This window comes from Escherichia ruysiae, from assembly GCF_031323975.1.
Lineage (GTDB): Bacteria > Pseudomonadota > Gammaproteobacteria > Enterobacterales > Enterobacteriaceae > Escherichia > Escherichia ruysiae.
In genome coordinates this window covers 2264098-2283164 of record NZ_JAVIWS010000001.1, presented here as the reverse complement: position 1 = coordinate 2283164, position 19067 = coordinate 2264098, and the positions used below count along the sequence as shown (strand labels likewise).

The following is a 19067-nucleotide window of genomic DNA, read 5'->3' as shown; positions in this document are numbered from 1 at the left end:
ACACTTCATAATAAAAAGTTTCAACTTACTGACTATTTAGGGAAAAATATGCGCAAGATCACACAGGCATTGAGTGCCGTTTGCTTATTGTTCGCTCTAAACAGTTCTGCTGTTGCGTTAGCCTCTTCACCTTCACCGCTTAATCCCGGCACTAACGTTGCCAGACTCGCTGAACAGGCACCTGTCCATTGGGTATCGGTCGCACAAATTGAAAATAGCCTTGCCGGGCGCCCACCGATGGCGGTTGGGTTTGATATCGATGATACCGTTTTGTTTTCCAGCCCCGGATTCTGGCGCGGCAAGAAAATATTCTCGCCAGAAAGCGAAGATTATCTAAAAAACCCAGCATTCTGGGAAAAGATGAACAATGGTTGGGATGAATTCAGCATTCCAAAAGAGGTCGCACGTCAGCTAATTGATATACATGTCCGCCGTGGCGATACCATCTTTTTTGTGACTGGTCGTAGCCCAACGAAAACAGAAACGGTTTCGAAAACATTAGCCGACGATTTCCACATTCCGGCAAGCAGTATGAATCCGGTAATCTTTGCGGGTGATAAACCAGGACAAAACACGAAAACGCAGTGGTTGCAGGATAAAAATATCCGAATGTTTTATGGTGATTCCGATAATGATATGACTGCCGCGCGTGATGTCGGCATTCGTGGTATCCGTATTCTGCGTGCCTCCAACTCTACCTACAAACCCTTGCCACAAGCGGGTGCTTTTGGCGAAGAGGTGATCGTTAATTCAGAATACTGATAGTGCGGGAGAGTGTGTCACTCTCCCGAATGCTGTTTTTTTAATCACACCTTTATCCTTTCGCTGTCTTGCTGCAAACTGATTAAGAGAGTTTTATCAAGGAGCAGCACATGTGGTATCAAAAGACGCTCACGCTTAGCGCCAAATCTCGCGGGTTTCATCTGGTAACGGATGAAATTCTGAATCAACTGGCAGATATGCCGCGTGTTAATGTCGGTTTACTGCACCTGTTGCTGCAACACACTTCCGCCTCTCTGACACTTAATGAGAATTGCGACCCCACGGTACGCCAGGACATGGAGCGTTTTTTCCTCCGCACTGTTCCCGATAACGGAAACTATGAGCATGATTATGAAGGGGCAGATGATATGCCTTCTCATATCAAATCCTCAATGCTGGGAGTATCGCTTGTTTTGCCAGTGCATAAAGGACGTATTCAGACCGGCACCTGGCAGGGTATCTGGCTGGGGGAACATCGTGTCCACGGCGGATCGCGTCGCATCATCGCGACACTACAAGGGGAGTAAAAAATGACCATATCGGAGTTGCTACAATATTGCATGGCAAAACCTGGCGCTGAACAGAGCGTTCACAGCGACTGGAAAGCGACGCAAATCAAAGTGGAAGATGTGCTGTTTGCGATGGTGAAAGAAGTGGAAAATCGCCCGGCGGTTTCGCTGAAAACCAGCCCGGAACTGGCGGATCTTCTGCGTCAGCAGCACAGCGATGTACGTCCCAGCCGACATCTGAATAAAGCGCACTGGAGTACCGTATATCTCGACGGATCGTTGCCGGATTCGCAAATCTATTATCTGGTCGATGCGTCGTATCAGCAGGCGGTGAATTTGCTGCCGGAAGAAAAACGCAAATTGCTGGTACAACTCTGAAAGGAAAAGACCGTTCAGAAAGCGGCCTGATATTGCTGAAAAACTGGTTTAAAAGTCAAAAGCGGCACGGTTTTCCCCCTCTCCCCGGAGGGGCGAGGGGACTGTCCGAGCACATTTTTAGACTTTGTCATCAGTCTGAGGCCGCTCAGAAAGCGGCCTTTGTGATTACAGCATTGGTTTGAGGAAGCGCGCTGTATGCGAAGCTTCGCATTCCGCGACGGTTTCTGGCGTACCGGAGACGAGGATCTCGCCGCCGCCGCTGCCGCCTTCCGGGCCAAGATCGACAATCCAGTCGGCGGTTTTAATCACGTCCAGATTGTGCTCAATCACCACAATGGTGTTGCCCTGATCGCGCAGTTTATGCAGTACGTCGAGCAGTTGCTGAATATCGGCAAAGTGCAGACCGGTGGTCGGCTCATCGAGAATATACAGCGTCTGCCCGGTGCCGCGTTTTGATAGCTCACGCGCCAGCTTCACGCGCTGGGCTTCACCACCGGAAAGCGTGGTGGCGGACTGCCCGAGGCGGATGTACGTCAGGCCAACGTCCATCAACGTTTGCAGCTTACGCGCCAGCGCCGGTACGGCATCAAAGAACTCTCGCGCCTCTTCGATGGTCATATCCAGCACTTCGTGGATGGTTTTGCCTTTGTACTTTATCTCCAGCGTTTCGCGGTTATAGCGTTTACCTTTGCACTGATCGCACGGTACGTAAATATCCGGCAGGAAGTGCATTTCAACTTTGATCACGCCATCGCCCTGACAGGCTTCGCAGCGTCCGCCACGGACGTTAAAGCTGAACCGTCCTGGCGTATAACCGCGCGCGCGGGATTCCGGTACGCCCGCAAACAATTCGCGCACAGGCGTAAACACGCCGGTATAGGTTGCCGGGTTGGAACGCGGAGTACGACCAATTGGGCTTTGGTCGATATCGATGACTTTATCGAAATGCTCCAGCCCCTGAATATCACGGTAGGGTGCCGGTTCGGCGATAGTCGCGCCGTTCAACTGGCGTTGGGCAATCGGGAACAGGGTATCGTTAATCAGCGTCGATTTACCGGAACCTGAAACCCCTGTAATGCAGGTAAACAGGCCTACTGGCAACGTTAGCGTCACATCTTTCAGGTTGTTGCCGCGTGCGCCTGTCAGTTTCAGCACTTTTTCCGGATTCGCAGGGACGCGTTTCTTCGGCACTTCAATCTTGCGTTTACCGCTCATGTACTGCCCGGTCAACGACTCTGGCACTGCCATAATCGCTTCCAGCGATCCTTCCGCGACCACTTCACCACCGTGAACACCTGCGCCCGGACCGATGTCGATAACGTGGTCAGCCGCGCGAATCGCGTCTTCATCGTGTTCCACCACAATCACGGTATTACCAAGATCGCGCAGATGGATAAGCGTACCCAGCAAACGTTCGTTATCGCGCTGGTGCAGGCCGATAGACGGCTCATCCAGCACATACATAACGCCAACCAGCCCTGCGCCAATCTGGCTCGCCAGACGGATACGCTGGGCTTCGCCGCCGGAAAGTGTCTCTGCCGAGCGGGAAAGTGTCAGGTAATTCAGCCCAACGTTAACGAGGAATTTCAGCCGGTCACCAATCTCTTTGAGGATTTTTTCCGCAATCTTCGCGCGTTGTCCGGCGAGTTTGAGATTGTTGAAGAACTCCATCGCATGACCGATGCTCATGTCAGAGATTGCAGGCAGCGGCGTATTCTCGACATAAACATGGCGCGCTTCACGGCGCAAACGCGTCCCTTCACAACTGGCGCACGGACGATTGCTGATAAACTTAGCTAACTCTTCACGTACCGCGCTGGATTCCGTCTCTTTATAACGGCGCTCCATATTGTGCAGCACGCCTTCGAACGGATGGCGGCGGATGGAGGTATCGCCGCGATCGTTCATGTATTTAAATTCGATATTTTCTTTGCCAGAACCGTACAGCACCACTTTATGCACGTTTGCGCTCAGACTGCCCCACGGCGCTTCGACGTCAAACTTATAGTGATCTGCCAGTGATTTCAGCATCTGGAAATAATAGAAGTTGCGGCGATCCCAGCCACGGATCGCCCCGCCAGCCAGCGACAGTTCCGGGTTCTGGATCACGCGATCGGGATCGAAATATTGCTGTACGCCGAGGCCGTCACAGGTCGGGCAGGCGCCCGCCGGGTTGTTAAACGAGAACAGGCGTGGTTCCAGTTCACGCATACTGTAGCCGCAAATCGGGCAGGCGAAGTTCGCGGAGAACAGCAGTTCTTCCGCTTTGGGATCGTCCATATCCGCAACAACCGCCGTACCGCCGGAAAGCTCCAGTGCGGTTTCAAACGATTCCGCCAGACGCTGGGTAAGATCGTCACGCACCTTGAAGCGATCGATAACCACTTCAATGGTGTGTTTCTTTTGCAGTTCCAGTTTCGGCGGATCGGAAAGATCGCAGACTTCGCCATCAATACGCGCGCGGATATAACCCTGACTCGCCAGATTCTCCAGCGTTTTAGTGTGTTCGCCTTTGCGCTCTTTGATGATTGGCGCGAGTAGCATCAGACGTTTGCCTTCCGGCTGCGAAAGCACGTTATCCACCATCTGGCTGACAGTTTGCGCCGCCAGCGGAACGTCGTGGTCCGGGCAGCGCGGCTCGCCGACGCGAGCGTACAGCAGACGCAAATAGTCGTGGATTTCAGTGATGGTCCCCACTGTGGAACGCGGGTTATGAGACGTCGATTTCTGTTCAATTGAGATGGCGGGAGAAAGCCCCTCAATATGATCGACATCCGGTTTTTCCATCAGTGACAGAAACTGCCGCGCGTAGGCGGAAAGGGATTCAACGTAACGACGCTGCCCTTCGGCATATAAGGTGTCGAAAGCGAGCGAGGATTTGCCAGAACCCGAAAGCCCGGTGACGACAATCAGTTTGTCGCGGGGGATAACGAGGTTGATATTCTTGAGATTATGGGTGCGGGCGCCCCGAACTTCGATCTTATCCATTCACCTTTCCCGGATTAAACACTTTTTTGCCCGGCGGCATGGCGCTACCGGCGATCACAAACGGTTAATTATGACACAAATCGACCTGAATGAATATACAGTATTGGAATGCAAAACCCGGAGTGCTGTGTAACAATGTCGGGCCATGTTTGTTTACCGGAACCGAGGTCACATCGTGGTAAAACCGCTATTGGTAATGCTACAATCGCGCGTTTACACTTATTAGAACGTTTTTTTCAGGAGACACGACATGGCCAGCAGAGGCGTAAATAAGGTTATTCTCGTTGGTAATCTGGGCCAGGACCCGGAAGTACGCTATATGCCGAATGGTGGCGCAGTTGCCAACATTACGCTGGCTACTTCCGAATCCTGGCGTGATAAAGCGACCGGCGAGATGAAAGAGCAGACTGAATGGCACCGTGTTGTGCTGTTCGGCAAACTGGCGGAAGTTGCCAGCGAATATCTGCGTAAAGGTTCTCAGGTTTATATCGAAGGTCAGCTGCGTACCCGCAAATGGACTGACCAATCCGGCCAGGATCGCTACACCACAGAAGTCGTGGTGAACGTTGGCGGCACCATGCAGATGCTGGGTGGTCGCCAGGGCGGCGGCGCACCGGCAGGCGGTAACGTCGGTGGCGGTCAGCCGCAGGGCGGTTGGGGGCAGCCTCAGCAGCCGCAGGGTGGCAATCAGTTCAGCGGCGGTGCGCAGTCTCGCCCGCAGCAGTCCGCTCCGGCAGCGCCGTCTAACGAGCCGCCGATGGATTTCGATGACGACATTCCGTTCTGATTTGTCATTAAAACAATAGGTTATATTGTTTTAATGTGGGTGATTGAAGCATCCGCCAGCCATAAAAAAGAAGCCTCCGTTATGGAGGCTTCTACATATCAGGTCAAAATCATCGGCCACTGTGGTGGAGTTTGACCCATCCCTTCCACCATCACCGACTCAATGTTGTGCCAGATGGCAGTAATATCGGTCATTGTGATGCCAAGCAACCCCATTGCGAACCAACAGGCGGAAACCACGCCCAGACCGCTACTGATCACTGCCAGCCCGACATAATCAGAGCGCCGGAAACGGATGTTGAGCGTGCTGGCCAGAAACATCAATATGGCGCTAAGAAGCTGCCAGCGAAGGAGAACCACGCCAGTGGTGAGGGTAGCCATCAAACATTTCCTCTGAAAATTACCAAGCCCTGGATAGCACGGTATTACTCACGGGGGGCGTGATACACTCTGGCTATCGCGGGACTTTCAGAACATAAAATGAAACACTTAGTTTGTTTCATAAATTTTTGTGAACTATATCACAATTGCTCGTTTGTTAGCCAGATTATGCTGCTACTTTTATTGCTGCACTAATTATGTGGTTTTTCAGTGAAATCGAGACAATGCATAATAAAGAAATATTTTAACTTCCTGCCTGACCTGCATTTTTTCAGCAAAGCCCTTTTGATATCAGCGAGTTATTTTTATTTAAACAAAGATTATGAAGGTATCAATTTCAAATCAGGCAAAAGTGCTATTTATACCGTAAGATTTATCTAACGTCGTCGGTAGCCAGGGTTTTAACCTTGCAATGACCAGGTATAACCAGGCAGGGAATTGATAGAAATGAGTCATAGTGTGCGACACAAATTGCTGGCGTTGCCGGGTATTATCTTTGTAGTCCTCCTTCCCATCATTCTGTCGCTATGGATCGCCTTTCTTTGGGCTAAAGCGGAAGCGAATAATCAACTTCGTGCTTTTGCCCAGTTGGCACTGGAGAAATCCGAGCTGGTCATTCGCCAGGCAGATTTAGCAAGCGACGATGCGGAACGCTATCAGGGACAAATTTGTACTCCCACTCATCAACAACAAATGTTGAATATTATCCGTGGTTATCTTTATATCAACGAATTGATCTATGCCCACGATAACCTTTTTTTATGCTCAACATTAATGGCTCCCGTTAACGGCTATACGATATCGCCAGCGAACTATAAGCGTGAACCTAATGTCTCAATCTATTATTATCGCGACACTCCTTTTTTTGCCGGTTATAAAATGACCTATATGCAACGAGGAAACTATGTCGCGGTAATTAACCCTTTATTCTGGAGCGAGGTGATGTCTGACGATCCAACGCTGCAATGGGGGGTATATGATACGGTGACGAAAACCTTTTTCTCTTTAAGTAAACAAGCCTCAGCAGAAAAATTCTCACCATTGATTCATCAAAGGGAAATAACCGTACAGCAGAACGGTTATTTATATGCGATAGTCCATTCAACAAAACGTCCCATTGCTGCTATCGTTGCAACCTCCAATCAGCGTATTTTGTCACACTTTTATAATCACCTTGTATTTGCCTTACCGGCAGGCATTATGGGCAGCCTGGTGCTTCTTTTACTCTGGCTGCGTATAAACCAGAAGTACCAGTCACCTAAGCGTAAATTGCAACGTGCCCTCGAAAAACGGCAGCTTTGTCTCTATTACCAACCGATTATTGATATTAAAACGAATAAATGTATTGGTGCTGAGGCATTGCTACGCTGGCCGGGGAATCAGGGACAGGTAATGACGCCAGCAGAGTTTATTCCGCTGGCGGAACAAGAGGGTCTAATTGCGCAGGTGACAGATTATGTCATTAACATGGTGTTTGACGATCTCGGTTCCTGGCTGGCAAAACACCCTGAATTATCTACTTCAATTAATTTGTCTGCCTCCGATTTTCATACTTCAAGGGTGATTGCCTTAACTAATCAAAAAATAGAACAATTCACCGTGCGTCCGCAGCAAATTAAATTTGAAGTCACTGAACATGCATTTTTAGATGTCGCCAAAATGACACCGATTATTCTGGCTTTCCGTCAGGCTGGTTACGAAGTGGCGATCGATGACTTTGGTATTGGCTACTCCAACCTGCATAACCTTAACTCATTGAATATTGATATCCTGAAAATCGATAAATCGTTTGTTGAGACGTTGACCACGCATAAAACCAGCCATTTGATTGCAGAACATATCATCGAACTGGCACACAGTCTGGGTCTAAAAACGATTGCAGAAGGGGTGGAAACGGAGGATCAGGTCAACTGGCTGCGCAAACGCGGCGTGCGCTATTGTCAGGGCTGGTACTTTGCAAAGGCGATGCCGCCGCAGGTTTTTATGGCATGGGCAGAGCAATTACCCGCGCATGACGCCATGCGCGGGCAGTAACCCTAGATCCGGTGGCGGTAATCGCTGGGAGTGCGATCAAATTGCCGACGGAAAACGCGGGAAAAGGTCTGCTGTGAAACGTAACCCAGATCCATCGCGATATCAAAAATAGGGCGCTCGGTGGTGCGCAGTTCAACGGCAGCCAGTAGCAGTCGGCGTTGACGAATGTAATCGCCAAGCGTCTGATGCGTCACAGTGCGGAACATTCGTTGTAAATACCACTTTGAATAACCTGATTTTTTCGCCACCACATCAATGTTCAGCGGCTGGTCGATATGCTCGTCAATCCATGCGATAAGATCCTGAATAATTTTCTGATGGGACATAAATCTGCCTCTTTTCAGTGTTCAGTTCGTTAATTCATCTGTTGGGGAGTATAATTCCTCAAGTTAACTTGAGGTAAAGCGATTTATGGAAAAGAAATTACCCCGCATTAAAGCCTTGCTTACTCCAGGCGAAGTGGCGAAACGTAGCGGCGTGGCGGTATCGGCGCTGCACTTCTATGAAAGCAAAGGATTGATTACCAGTATCCGCAATAGCGGTAATCAGCGGCGATATAAGCGTGATGTGTTGCGATACGTCGCAATTATCAAAATTGCTCAACGCATCGGCATTCCGCTGGCGACCATTGGTGAAGCGTTTGGTGTGTTGCCCGAAGGGCATACGTTAAGTGCGAAAGAGTGGAAACAGCTATCTTCGCAATGGCGAGAAGAACTGGATCGGCGCATTCATACCTTAGTCGCGCTGCGTGATGAACTGGACGGTTGTATTGGCTGCGGCTGCCTTTCGCGTAGCGACTGCCCGTTGCGTAACCCGGGCGACCGCTTAGGGGAAGAAGGCACCGGCGCACGCTTGCTGGAAGATGAACAAAACTAAAGCGCCACAAGGGCGCTTTAGTTTGTTTTCCGGTCTTTGTCTTTCACTCTATCCCGCTGGTACACGGGAGGGTTTCCCCCGACGTCAACACACCTCATTCGAGCACGTGGTGGAGGTTCCGGTTAGTGTTGATACTTTAATTGTATGTCACCGCTGTTTCTTCGCCAGTGCAAAGTGATCCTTTTTAACCGCAATATTTTTGCCATCTTGCGTGATTTTTTACCGTAAACCTTCGCCACAAGTTGCCTACAAATGCCGTAATTTTGCGCATCCACGATAACGTTTGCGCATCAATTGCCTGGTTTTTCATCGTCAACACAAGAAAAGGGAAAAAAGCAGCAAACTTCGGTTGAAAAAGCCGCTATGATCGCCGGATAATCGTTTGCTTTTTTTTACCACCCGTTTTGTATGCGCGGAGCTAAACGTTTGCTTTTTTGCGATGCCCCAGATTGTCGCAAACCTGAAGCAGGAAGAATAACGTTTCGCTGGCAGGGGATTGTCCGCCACGCATCTTGACGAAAAATAAACTCTCAGGGGATGTTTTCTTATGTCTACGCCATCAGCGCGTACCGGCGGTTCACTCGACGCCTGGTTTAAAATTTCACAACGTGGAAGCACCGTCCGTCAGGAAGTGGTTGCCGGGTTAACAACGTTTCTGGCGATGGTCTACTCGGTTATCGTCGTTCCAGGTATGTTGGGTAAAGCGGGCTTCCCGCCAGCGGCAGTTTTTGTTGCAACTTGTCTGGTTGCCGGGATTGGTTCTATCGCGATGGGGTTATGGGCCAATCTGCCGTTGGCTATCGGCTGCGCCATCTCTCTGACGGCGTTTACCGCATTCAGCCTGGTGCTGGGGCAACATATTAGCGTACCTGTCGCGCTGGGTGCCGTGTTCCTGATGGGCGTTCTGTTTACGGTAATTTCTGCCACGGGTATCCGTAGCTGGATTTTGCGCAACTTACCGCACGGCGTGGCGCACGGCACGGGGATTGGTATCGGCCTGTTCTTGCTGCTGATTGCCGCTAATGGTGTCGGTCTGGTGATTAAAAACCCGCTCGACGGTCTGCCCGTTGCGCTGGGTGATTTCGCGACCTTCCCGGTGATTATGTCACTGGTAGGTCTGGCGGTGATCATCGGCCTGGAAAAACTGAAAGTCCCTGGTGGCATTCTGCTGACCATTATCGGTATCTCAATTGTCGGTTTGATCTTCGATCCTAACGTCCATTTCTCTGGCGTTTTCGCCATGCCTTCATTGAGCGATGAGAACGGTAATTCGCTAATTGGTAGCCTGGATATTATGGGGGCGCTGAACCCTGTGGTTCTGCCGAGCGTACTGGCGCTGGTGATGACTGCTGTTTTCGATGCTACCGGAACCATTCGTGCGGTAGCCGGTCAGGCGAACCTGCTGGATAAAGACGGGCAGATTATCGACGGCGGTAAAGCACTGACCACCGACTCCCTGAGCAGCGTTTTCTCTGGCCTGGTCGGTGCGGCTCCGGCTGCGGTATACATTGAGTCTGCGGCGGGTACAGCGGCGGGCGGTAAAACCGGTCTGACGGCAATCACGGTTGGCGTGCTGTTCCTGCTGATTCTGTTCCTCTCTCCGCTCTCTTACCTCGTTCCGGGTTACGCAACAGCTCCGGCGCTGATGTACGTTGGCCTGTTGATGTTGAGCAACGTGGCGAAAATCGACTTTGCTGATTTCGTCGATGCAATGGCGGGTCTGGTAACAGCAGTATTCATCGTGCTGACCTGTAACATCGTAACTGGCATCATGATCGGCTTCGCGACCCTGGTGATTGGTCGTCTGGTTTCTGGCGAATGGCGTAAGCTGAACATCGGTACGGTCGTTATCGCCGTGGCGCTGGTCACCTTCTATGCTGGAGGCTGGGCTATCTAAGCTTTAATAAGATTCTGAAAACGGGTGGCAATGGCTGCCCGTTTTTATTTTCTCCGTACATTGTGTGAGCTTTTGCGATATTCTGAAAAACTGAGAGTCCGGGCATAACGCCTTTCTCAAATCATAAAAAACATTGCAAACAGGGAACGCATGGAAATCTTCTTCACCATACTGATAATGACCCTCGTGGTCTCGCTGTCCGGGGTGGTCACTCGTGTCATGCCCTTTCAGATCCCGCTTCCGCTTATGCAAATCGCCATCGGTGCGCTACTGGCGTGGCCGACGTTTGGTTTGCATGTGGAGTTTGATCCTGAACTCTTTTTAGTCTTGTTTATCCCGCCGTTGCTGTTTGCTGATGGCTGGAAAACACCAACCCGCGAATTTCTCGAACATGGTCGGGAAATATTCGGCCTCGCGCTGGCGCTGGTGGTGGTCACTGTGGTCGGCATTGGCTTCCTTATTTACTGGGTGGTGCCGGGTATCCCGCTGATACCCGCCTTTGCGCTGGCGGCGGTGCTCTCTCCGACCGATGCCGTGGCGCTCTCCGGGATTGTTGGCGAAGGGCGCATCCCGAAAAAAATCATGGGTATTTTGCAGGGCGAAGCGTTGATGAATGACGCCTCCGGCCTGGTGTCGCTGAAGTTTGCCGTGGCAGTTGCGATGGGGACGATGATCTTCACCGTTGGCGGCGCGACGGTTGAATTTATGAAAGTGGCCATTGGCGGTATTCTCGCCGGTTTTGCGGTGAGCTGGCTGTATGGTCGCTCGTTGCGTTTCCTCAGCCGCTGGGGCGGCGATGAACCCGCGACGCAGATCGTATTGCTGTTCCTGCTGCCGTTTGCTTCTTATCTGATTGCCGAACATATTGGCGTTTCCGGCATCCTTGCAGCAGTTGCCGCCGGGATGACCATCACCCGTTCCGGCGTGATGCGCCGTGCGCCGCTGGCGATGCGACTGCGCGCGAACAGCACCTGGGCGATGCTGGAATTTGTCTTTAACGGCATGGTGTTCTTGCTGTTGGGTCTGCAACTACCGGGTATTCTGGAAACGTCGCTGGTTGCGGCGGAAATTGACCCTAACGTCGAAATCTGGATGCTGTTTACTGACATCATCTTGATTTATGCGGCGCTAATGCTGGTGCGTTTTGGCTGGCTGTGGACGATGAAAAAGTTCAGCAACCGGTTCCTGAAGAAGAAGCCGATGGAGTTTGGTTCGTGGACGACACGAGAAATCCTTATCGCTTCTTTCGCCGGGGTGCGCGGGGCAATTACTCTTGCTGGTGTGCTCTCTATTCCTCTGCTGTTGCCGGATGGAAATGTCTTCCCGGCGCGTTATGAGCTGGTGTTCCTGGCGGCTGGTGTCATTCTCTTTTCGCTGTTTGTCGGCGTAGTGATGCTGCCTGTTCTGCTACAACACATTGAAGTCGCAGACCATTCACAACAGTTGAAAGAGGAGCGAATCGCGCGCGCGGCAACCGCTGAAGTGGCAATTGTGGCGATCCAGAAAATGGAGGAGCGTCTGGCGGCGGATACCGAAGAGAATATCGACAACCAGTTGCTCACTGAAGTCAGCTCTCGCGTCATTGGTAATCTGCGCCGTCGCGCCGATGGACGTAATGACGTTGAAAGTTCGGTTCAGGAAGAGAACCTGGAGCGTCGCTTCCGTCTGGCGGCGCTGCGTTCTGAACGCGCTGAACTCTACCACCTGCGCGCCACGCGGGAGATCAGCAACGAAACGCTGCAAAAATTACTGCACGATCTCGATTTGCTGGAAGCGTTGTTGATTGAGGAAAATCAATAATCTGCAGGGTTGGCGGGCTTGCCCGCCAACCCGTCTTACTCTGGCGTTAACCAGTATCCTTCACAACAGGTCAGCCACGCCTGGGCACAGTGGGAAAGGTAAACGCCCTCACGCCAAATCATTCCTAATTTCCAGCGTAATTCGCTTTCCAGCGGCAGCCATTTTAAGGTGTTTTTATCTAATCGCTGGCAAATGGGTTCCGGCAAAATGGCTATTCCGACACCGGACTGAACCATCGCGGCGAGAAAATCCCATTGTCCGCTGCGAACCGCAATCCTCGGCTTAACGCCATGTTCATCGAATAACGCCATCAATTGCTTACTTAAGGCAAAATCTTCGTTATAGATAAGAAGAGGATGTTCCGCCAGTGTCTCTGGTGAGACGGCATCACGCTCAAGCCATTTACCTGAACGCGGCACCAGAACACAAAGCGGATGACTAAACAGCGATAACGTTGTCAGGCCACTTTCTTCTACTGGCAGGGCGGTCAGTGCCATATCCAGTTCGCCGTTCATTACCGCTTGTTGTACCGTCAGACCACCAAACTCCGAAATCTTCAGTTCCACGCCGGGGTAACGCTGGCGGAACAAGCCAATCGGCCCGGCCATTAACATCCCAACCATCGGCGGGATCCCCAACCGTAAAACGCCGGTTTTAAGCTGATTGATATCGCTAAGCTCAGCTTCCAGTTGCCGAAACTCAGCCAATATAGCCAGCCCGCGCTCAAATACGACGCGACCAGTATCAGTGAGAAGCAGCCGACGACCATCGCGGATCAACAATATACAGTTCAGCTCATCTTCGAGATTCTTCAGCATCTTGCTGATGGTGGGCTGGGTCACAAACAACTTCTCCGCTGCGCGGGTGAAGCTTTGCTGGCGCACGACTTCGACAAAATAACGCAGCGTTCTGATATCCATAACTATTCCCTTTGACTATACCTGCAATGATTTTAATTCATTTCAGTAGCGGCATGAGGCTCTCTATACTTAACGTTCTGTTTTATTTTCAGGATATCCCCTCATGTCCGTGGCGCTTCGCCGCATTACCCCTGCCGTTGTGCAATCTCTTCAGGTATTTGTGCAGGTTGTGCTGTATGCAGGTTTATTTATTTTTGCGCAATATCTCGTCTCCTGGCTGCATTTGCCGCTGCCTGCCAACCTGGTGGGGATGATCCTGATGCTGGCGCTGATTGTTTGCCGCATTATTCCTCTGCAATGGGTACGTGCCGGGGCGCGCTGGTTACTGGCTGAAATGCTGCTGTTTTTTGTTCCTGCCGTGGTGGCGGTGGTGAACTATGCACAACTATTGCTGGTGGATGGTTGGCGTATTTTTGCAGTGATCGCGTTGAGCACGGTGATGGTATTGGGCACGACCGCCTGGGTAGTGGAAAAAGTCTATCGCTATGAAATGCGCAGATTAAACCGTGACTAATTTTCAGTTAAGTGTGCTTTGTCTGGCGATAACCCTGGTTATCTATTTTCTTAACAAACGCCTTTATCGCCGCTTTCGTAAACTGCCGTTGATGCCTCTGGTGCTGACGCCTGCGCTACTGGTTATGCTGCTGGTTTTTGGCAATATTTCCTGGCAAAACTATATTGGCGAAGCGCACTGGCTACTATGGTTATTAGGCCCGGCAACCATCGCCTTTGCGGTGCCGGTGTATGACAATCGGGCGATCATTAAACGTCACTGGATGTCGCTGACGGCGGGCGTACTGACGGCAACGGTGGTGGCAGTGACCAGCTCGGTGTGGCTGGCACGATTATTTACCCTGTCGGATGAGATCCAGCGTAGCCTGGCGGTGCGTTCGGTCACTACACCATTTGCTCTGGCAGCGAGCCAGTCGCTCGGCGGACAGCCTGATCTGGTGGCGTTGTTTGTGGTGGTCACCGGCGTGTTTGGCATGGCGATTGGCGACGTGCTGTTTTTACGTCTCTCGATTCGCGAAGGGATGGCGAAAGGTGCCGGATTTGGCGCGGCGTCTCATGGCGCCGGGACCGCGCGATCGTATGAATTGGGTCAACAAGAGGGCGTGGTTGCCAGTCTGGTCATGATGCTTTCTGGCGTATTAATGGTACTGGTTTCGCCGCTGGTGGCCTGGATGATGTTCTGAAGAAATTCCCCGGTCAGGCGACCGGGGAAGGGTAGAGATTAATGTGCGCGGCCTTGCTCAACGCCAAAGCCGGTCTGGGAACGGATAAACTGCGCACGGAACAGTTCACGCTCACGCGCCCCTTCCGCTGAATTATCGGTTGCCGAGAAGAACCAGATGCCGAGGAATGCCACGGTGATCGAGAACAGCGCCGGGTATTCATACGGGAAGATGGCTTTTTCGTGACCAAGGATCTGTACCCAAATAGTCGGGCCGAGGATCATCAGCACTACAGCGGTAATCAGCCCCAGCCAACCCCCCAGCATCGCACCACGCGTGGTCAGTTTCGACCAGTACATAGAAAGCAGAATGATTGGGAAGTTACAGCTCGCCGCGATGGCAAACGCCAGACCCACCATGAAGGCGATGTTCTGATTTTCAAACAGGACACCGAGGATAATGGCAATCACGCCCAAAATCAGGACGGTGATTTTCGATACCCGCAGCTCTTCACGTTCGGTCGCGCCTTTTTTGAAGACGTTGGCGTAAAGGTCATGCGAAACCGCCGATGCACCTGCCAGCGTCAGACCGGCAACCACCGCGAGGATGGTGGCGAAAGCAACCGCTGAAATAAAGCCGAGGAACAAGTTACCGCCTACCGCATTGGCCAGGTGAACCGCCGCCATGTTGTTACCGCCAATCAGCGCCCCTGCCGCGTCTTTATAGGCCGGATTCGCACCGACCAGCATGATCGCGCCAAAACCGATAATAAAGGTCAGGATATAGAAGTAGCCCATAAATCCGGTGGCGTAGAACACGCTCTTACGCGCTTCACGGGCATCGCTGACCGTAAAGAAGCGCATCAGAATATGCGGTAAACCAGCCGTACCAAACATCAGCCCCAGCCCCAGCGACAGCGCAGATATTGGATCTTTCACCAGCCCGCCCGGCTTCATGATGTCGACACCTTTCGGGTGCACCGCCATCGCTTCGCTGAACAGATTGTTGAAGCTAAAGCCAACATGTTTCATCACCATAAAGGCCATAAAGCTGGCACCGAACAGCAACAGTACGGCTTTGATAATCTGTACCCAGGTGGTCGCCAGCATTCCGCCGAACAGGACGTACATCATCATCAGTACGCCGACCAGAACCACCGCAATGTGATAGTTAAGGCCAAACAACAGTTCGATCAGTTTACCTGCGCCTACCATCTGGGCGATAAGGTAAAGCGCCACGACCACCAGAGAACCACAGGCCGAAAGAATACGAATCGGCCCTTGTTTCAGACGGTACGAGGCCACATCCGCAAAGGTATAGCGACCGAGGTTACGCAGACGTTCGGCAATCAGGAACAGAATAATTGGCCAGCCCACCAGGAAGCCCAGCGAGTAAATTAAGCCGTCATAGCCGGAGGTAAACACCAGCGCGGAGATGCCCAAAAATGAGGCGGCAGACATATAGTCACCCGCAATCGCCAGCCCGTTCTGGAAACCGGTGATATTGCCGCCTGCGGTGTAGTAGTCATTACGAGAACGTACACGTTTTGACGCCCAGTAGGTAATACCGAGCGTAAACACGACGAAAATCAGGAACATAATAATCGCCTGCCAGTTCGTCGGCTGGCGCTCTACGGCCCCGCTAATAGCATCCGCCGCGTTAGCTGCGAAAGGGAGTGTGGCGGCAAGCGCCGTCAGAACTCTTTTCATGATGCTTGTACCTCATGCAGGACTTCATTATTAAGACGGTCAAATTCGCCGTTCGCCCGCCAGATGTAGATACCAGTGAGAACAAAGGAGATCACAATCACTCCAACACCGACTGGAATCCCGCGTGTGACGCTGGTGTTCGGGTTCAGCGGAGTGCCCAGCCAGCCGGGCGCGAAGGCGATCAGTAAAATAAAGCCGATATAAACTGCCAGCATAATAATCGACAGGATGGTGGCAAACCGTTGCCGTTTTTCGACTAACTCCCTGAAATGCGCATTGTCTTCTATCCGCTGATAAATAGTGCCATTCATCACAGATTCTCCAGAGGTAATGTAGGGATTGTTTTAATTCCCGCTCCCTTATGGGAGAAGGTTATCGCTCAGGTAACCCTTGCCGAATGTAGGCCGGATAAGGCGTTATACGCCGCATCCGGCAATCAATGCCTGATGCGACGCTGTCGCGTCTTATCAGGCCTACAAACCGTTACCGACTCGCATCCGGCAATTGTGGGTTACGATGGCATTGCGATAGCCTGCTTCTCTTCAAGCAGCTTCTCGACTACGCCAGGATCGGCAAGCGTCGAGGTATCGCCCAGGTTGCTGGTATCGCCCGCCGCAATTTTGCGCAGAATACGGCGCATAATTTTGCCGGAGCGGGTTTTAGGCAGGGAGTCGGTCCAGTGCAGCACGTCTGGCGTTGCCAGCGGGCCAATCTCTTTACGCACCCAGTTGCGGACTTCTGCGTACAGTTCTGGTGACGGTTCCTCCCCGTGATTAAGCGTGACGTAGGCGTAGATCGCCTGACCTTTAATATTGTGCGGAATACCGACGACAGCGGCTTCGGCTATCTTCGGATGCGCCACCAGCGCCGACTCAATCTCCGCTGTCCCCAGACGGTGACCGGAGACGTTCAACACGTCGTCCACGCGCCCGGTGATCCAGTAATAGCCATCTTCGTCACGACGCGCGCCATCGCCACTGAAATACATATTTTTGAAGGTGGAAAAGTAGGTCTGTTCAAAACGCTCGTGATCGCCAAACAGCGTGCGCGCCTGACCCGGCCAGGAGTCGGTGATCACCAGGCTGCCTTCGGTAGCGCCTTCCAGCGGGTTACCTTCGTTATCGACCAGCGCCGGTTGCACGCCGAAGAACGGACGTGTTGCCGAACCGGCTTTCAGCTCGGTAGCGCCAGGTAGTGGGGTAATCATGAAACCGCCGGTTTCGGTCTGCCACCAGGTATCGACCACCGGACATTTCTCGTTGCCGATCTTCTTCCAGTACCACTCCCACGCTTCTGGGTTAATTGGCTCGCCCACAGAACCAAGAATGCGTAGCGACGAACGATCGGTGCCTTCAATCGCTTTATCGCCTTCCGCCATCAGTGCGCGAATCGCCGTGGGTGCGGTATAGAGAATATTGACCTGATGCTTATCCACCACCTGTGCCATACGGGCAGGCGTCGGCCAGTTCGGTACGCCTTCAAACATCAGCGTGGTTGCCCCGCAGGCCAGCGGACCATACAGCAAGTAACTGTGTCCGGTAACCCAGCCCACATCGGCGGTGCACCAGTAGATATCGCCCGGATGATAATCAAAGACATATTTAAAGGTCAGCGCCGCGTATACCAGATAACCGCCGGTAGTGTGCAGCACGCCTTTCGGCTTACCGGTAGAACCGGAGGTGTAGAGAATAAACAACGGATCTTCGGCGTTTACTTCTTCCGGCTGGTGCTGATCGCTCGTTTGCTCAACCAGGTCGTGCCACCACAGGTCGCGCCCTTCCTGCCAGTCGATTTTCCCGCCAGTACGCTTCAGTACAACCACATGTTCAATGCTGGTGACGTTCGGATTTTTCAGCGCGTCATCGACGTTTTTCTTCAGCGGAATGCTGCGTCCAGCGCGTACACCTTCGTCGGAAGTGATCACCAATCGTGAGTTGGAATCGATAATACGTCCGGCAACGGCTTCCGGCGAGAAGCCGCCGAAAATCACCGAATGCACCGCACCAATGCGGGCGCAGGCCAACATCGCGACTGCGGCTTCCGGCACCATCGGCATATAAATCGCCACCACATCACCTTTTTTAATGCCCAGCTCAAGCAGGGTATTGGCGAAGCGGCAGACGTCGCGGTGCAGCTCTTTATAGCTGATATGTTTGCTCTGGCTGGCGTCATCGCCTTCCCAGATGATAGCAGTGCGATCGCCGTTTTCTTGCAGATGGCGGTCGAGGCAGTTGGCCGCCAGATTTAGCGTGCCGTCCTCGTACCATTTAATGGACACATTACCCGGGGCAAAGGAGGTGTTTTTCACCTTCTGGTAGGGTTTGATCCAGTCGAGAATTTTTCCCTGTTCGCCCCAGAAGGTATCTGGTGCGTTAATAGATTGTTGATACATCGCCTCGTACTGCTGAGGGTTTATCAGGCAACGGTCTGCGATGTTGGCAGGAATGGTGTGTTTGTGAATTTGACTCATGCTTTTGTTCTCCTTGTAGGATGTTAATAATATGTGGCATAAGCGTTAAATGTAGGGGTATTGGCAGTTTTGTTTAGTATTTGGGCGACAGATCACGCAAAAGTAGAATTGTGCAAATAAACGGCAGGGTAATTTTTGAAGGACACCAACAAAAGTTGATTAATTCTTTGAGGAACATGCAGTTATGCATGCTGTTGAAAAAGAGGAAGATACCGACTAACTCTAAAGTGGTATTTTACATGCACTTACAATTGATTAAAGACAACATTCTGAGTGTGGTTATTTGTTACACATAGGGGCGAGCAATGTCATAACAGTGTATGTGCGGTTACTGTTATGAAAAAACAATAAAAACTGCCATTTCCTCAATGGCAAAATTTGG

At 51.8% G+C, this 19067-nt stretch carries 17 protein-coding genes; 10 read left to right on the top strand and 7 right to left on the bottom strand.

The window, feature by feature from the left end; translation table 11 throughout:
- Positions 1-48: 48 nt before the first annotated feature.
- From aphA to RGV86_RS11165, 3 genes are all read left to right on the top strand, one after another.
- A complete protein-coding gene (aphA, locus tag RGV86_RS11175) occupies positions 49-762 on the top strand; it encodes an acid phosphatase AphA (protein WP_010344812.1) in 714 nt (237 codons plus the stop codon).
- Between the two features lie 110 nt (positions 763-872).
- Positions 873-1289, top strand: coding sequence for a secondary thiamine-phosphate synthase enzyme YjbQ (locus RGV86_RS11170; RefSeq protein ID WP_000270381.1), 417 nt, complete (start codon positions 873-875; stop codon positions 1287-1289).
- A 3-nt stretch (positions 1290-1292) separates the two neighbouring features.
- Complete coding sequence (locus RGV86_RS11165; RefSeq protein WP_000155671.1) at positions 1293-1649, top strand: MmcQ/YjbR family DNA-binding protein; 357 nt, start codon at positions 1293-1295, stop codon at positions 1647-1649.
- A gap of 165 nt (positions 1650-1814) precedes the next feature.
- On the opposite strand, the gene uvrA is transcribed toward RGV86_RS11165, so the two are convergent.
- Positions 1815-4637 (bottom strand): excinuclease ABC subunit UvrA, encoded by a 2823-nt coding sequence (gene uvrA, locus RGV86_RS11160; RefSeq protein ID WP_000357757.1) that lies wholly within the window; start codon positions 4635-4637, stop codon positions 1815-1817.
- A gap of 250 nt (positions 4638-4887) precedes the next feature.
- Here uvrA and ssb1 point away from each other — a divergent pair, with 250 nt between their 5' ends.
- Positions 4888-5424: a single-stranded DNA-binding protein SSB1 gene (ssb1, locus tag RGV86_RS11155; protein WP_000168309.1), complete on the top strand. Its 537-nt coding sequence runs from the start codon at positions 4888-4890 to the stop codon at positions 5422-5424.
- A gap of 98 nt (positions 5425-5522) precedes the next feature.
- Here ssb1 and RGV86_RS11150 read toward each other — a convergent pair whose 3' ends face one another.
- Complete coding sequence (locus RGV86_RS11150; RefSeq protein ID WP_000224317.1) at positions 5523-5804, bottom strand: YjcB family protein; 282 nt, start codon at positions 5802-5804, stop codon at positions 5523-5525.
- A gap of 447 nt (positions 5805-6251) precedes the next feature.
- Here RGV86_RS11150 and RGV86_RS11145 point away from each other — a divergent pair, with 447 nt between their 5' ends.
- The gene (locus RGV86_RS11145; RefSeq protein ID WP_085461285.1) at positions 6252-7838 is read left to right on the top strand and encodes an EAL domain-containing protein; all 1587 of its coding nucleotides are present in this window, start codon (positions 6252-6254) and stop codon (positions 7836-7838) included.
- A 2-nt stretch (positions 7839-7840) separates the two neighbouring features.
- Here the strand turns inward: RGV86_RS11145 and soxS are convergent, their stop codons facing one another.
- On the bottom strand, positions 7841-8164 hold the full coding sequence (gene soxS / locus RGV86_RS11140; protein ID WP_000019357.1) for a superoxide response transcriptional regulator SoxS: 324 nt from the start codon (positions 8162-8164) through the stop codon (positions 7841-7843).
- Between the two features lie 85 nt (positions 8165-8249).
- On the opposite strand from soxS, the gene soxR reads away from it, so the two are divergent.
- From soxR to RGV86_RS11125, 3 genes are all read left to right on the top strand, one after another.
- Complete coding sequence (gene soxR / locus RGV86_RS11135; protein WP_000412428.1) at positions 8250-8714, top strand: redox-sensitive transcriptional activator SoxR; 465 nt, start codon at positions 8250-8252, stop codon at positions 8712-8714.
- Positions 8715-9261: 547 nt separating this feature from the next.
- A complete protein-coding gene (gene ghxP, locus RGV86_RS11130) occupies positions 9262-10611 on the top strand; it encodes a guanine/hypoxanthine transporter GhxP (protein WP_000106864.1) in 1350 nt (449 codons plus the stop codon).
- Between the two features lie 150 nt (positions 10612-10761).
- Positions 10762-12411, top strand: coding sequence for a Na+/H+ antiporter (locus tag RGV86_RS11125; RefSeq protein WP_000402198.1), 1650 nt, complete (start codon positions 10762-10764; stop codon positions 12409-12411).
- A gap of 35 nt (positions 12412-12446) precedes the next feature.
- Here RGV86_RS11125 and RGV86_RS11120 read toward each other — a convergent pair whose 3' ends face one another.
- Complete coding sequence (locus RGV86_RS11120; RefSeq protein ID WP_000354952.1) at positions 12447-13331, bottom strand: LysR family transcriptional regulator; 885 nt, start codon at positions 13329-13331, stop codon at positions 12447-12449.
- 103 nt (positions 13332-13434) lie between these two features.
- On the opposite strand from RGV86_RS11120, the gene RGV86_RS11115 reads away from it, so the two are divergent.
- Together RGV86_RS11115 and RGV86_RS11110 are read left to right on the top strand one after the other, a co-directional pair.
- Positions 13435-13845 (top strand): CidA/LrgA family protein, encoded by a 411-nt coding sequence (locus tag RGV86_RS11115; protein ID WP_000109436.1) that lies wholly within the window; start codon positions 13435-13437, stop codon positions 13843-13845.
- Positions 13838-14527: an LrgB family protein gene (locus RGV86_RS11110; protein WP_000181102.1), complete on the top strand. Its 690-nt coding sequence runs from the start codon at positions 13838-13840 to the stop codon at positions 14525-14527. Before RGV86_RS11115 ends, RGV86_RS11110 begins: the two co-directional genes overlap by 8 nt.
- Before the next feature lie 38 nt (positions 14528-14565).
- Here RGV86_RS11110 and actP read toward each other — a convergent pair whose 3' ends face one another.
- The 3 genes from actP to acs all read right to left on the bottom strand — a co-directional run bounded on the left by actP (position 14566) and on the right by acs (position 18685).
- Positions 14566-16215, bottom strand: coding sequence for a cation/acetate symporter ActP (gene actP, locus RGV86_RS11105; protein ID WP_000832546.1), 1650 nt, complete (start codon positions 16213-16215; stop codon positions 14566-14568).
- Positions 16212-16526, bottom strand: coding sequence for a DUF485 domain-containing protein (locus RGV86_RS11100; protein ID WP_001296646.1), 315 nt, complete (start codon positions 16524-16526; stop codon positions 16212-16214). The genes actP and RGV86_RS11100 overlap by 4 nt, the downstream gene beginning before the upstream one ends.
- A gap of 200 nt (positions 16527-16726) precedes the next feature.
- Entirely contained in the window at positions 16727-18685 is a 1959-nt protein-coding gene (gene acs, locus RGV86_RS11095; RefSeq protein WP_085461284.1) for an acetate--CoA ligase, read from the bottom strand.
- Between the last annotated feature and the right edge of the window lie 382 nt (positions 18686-19067).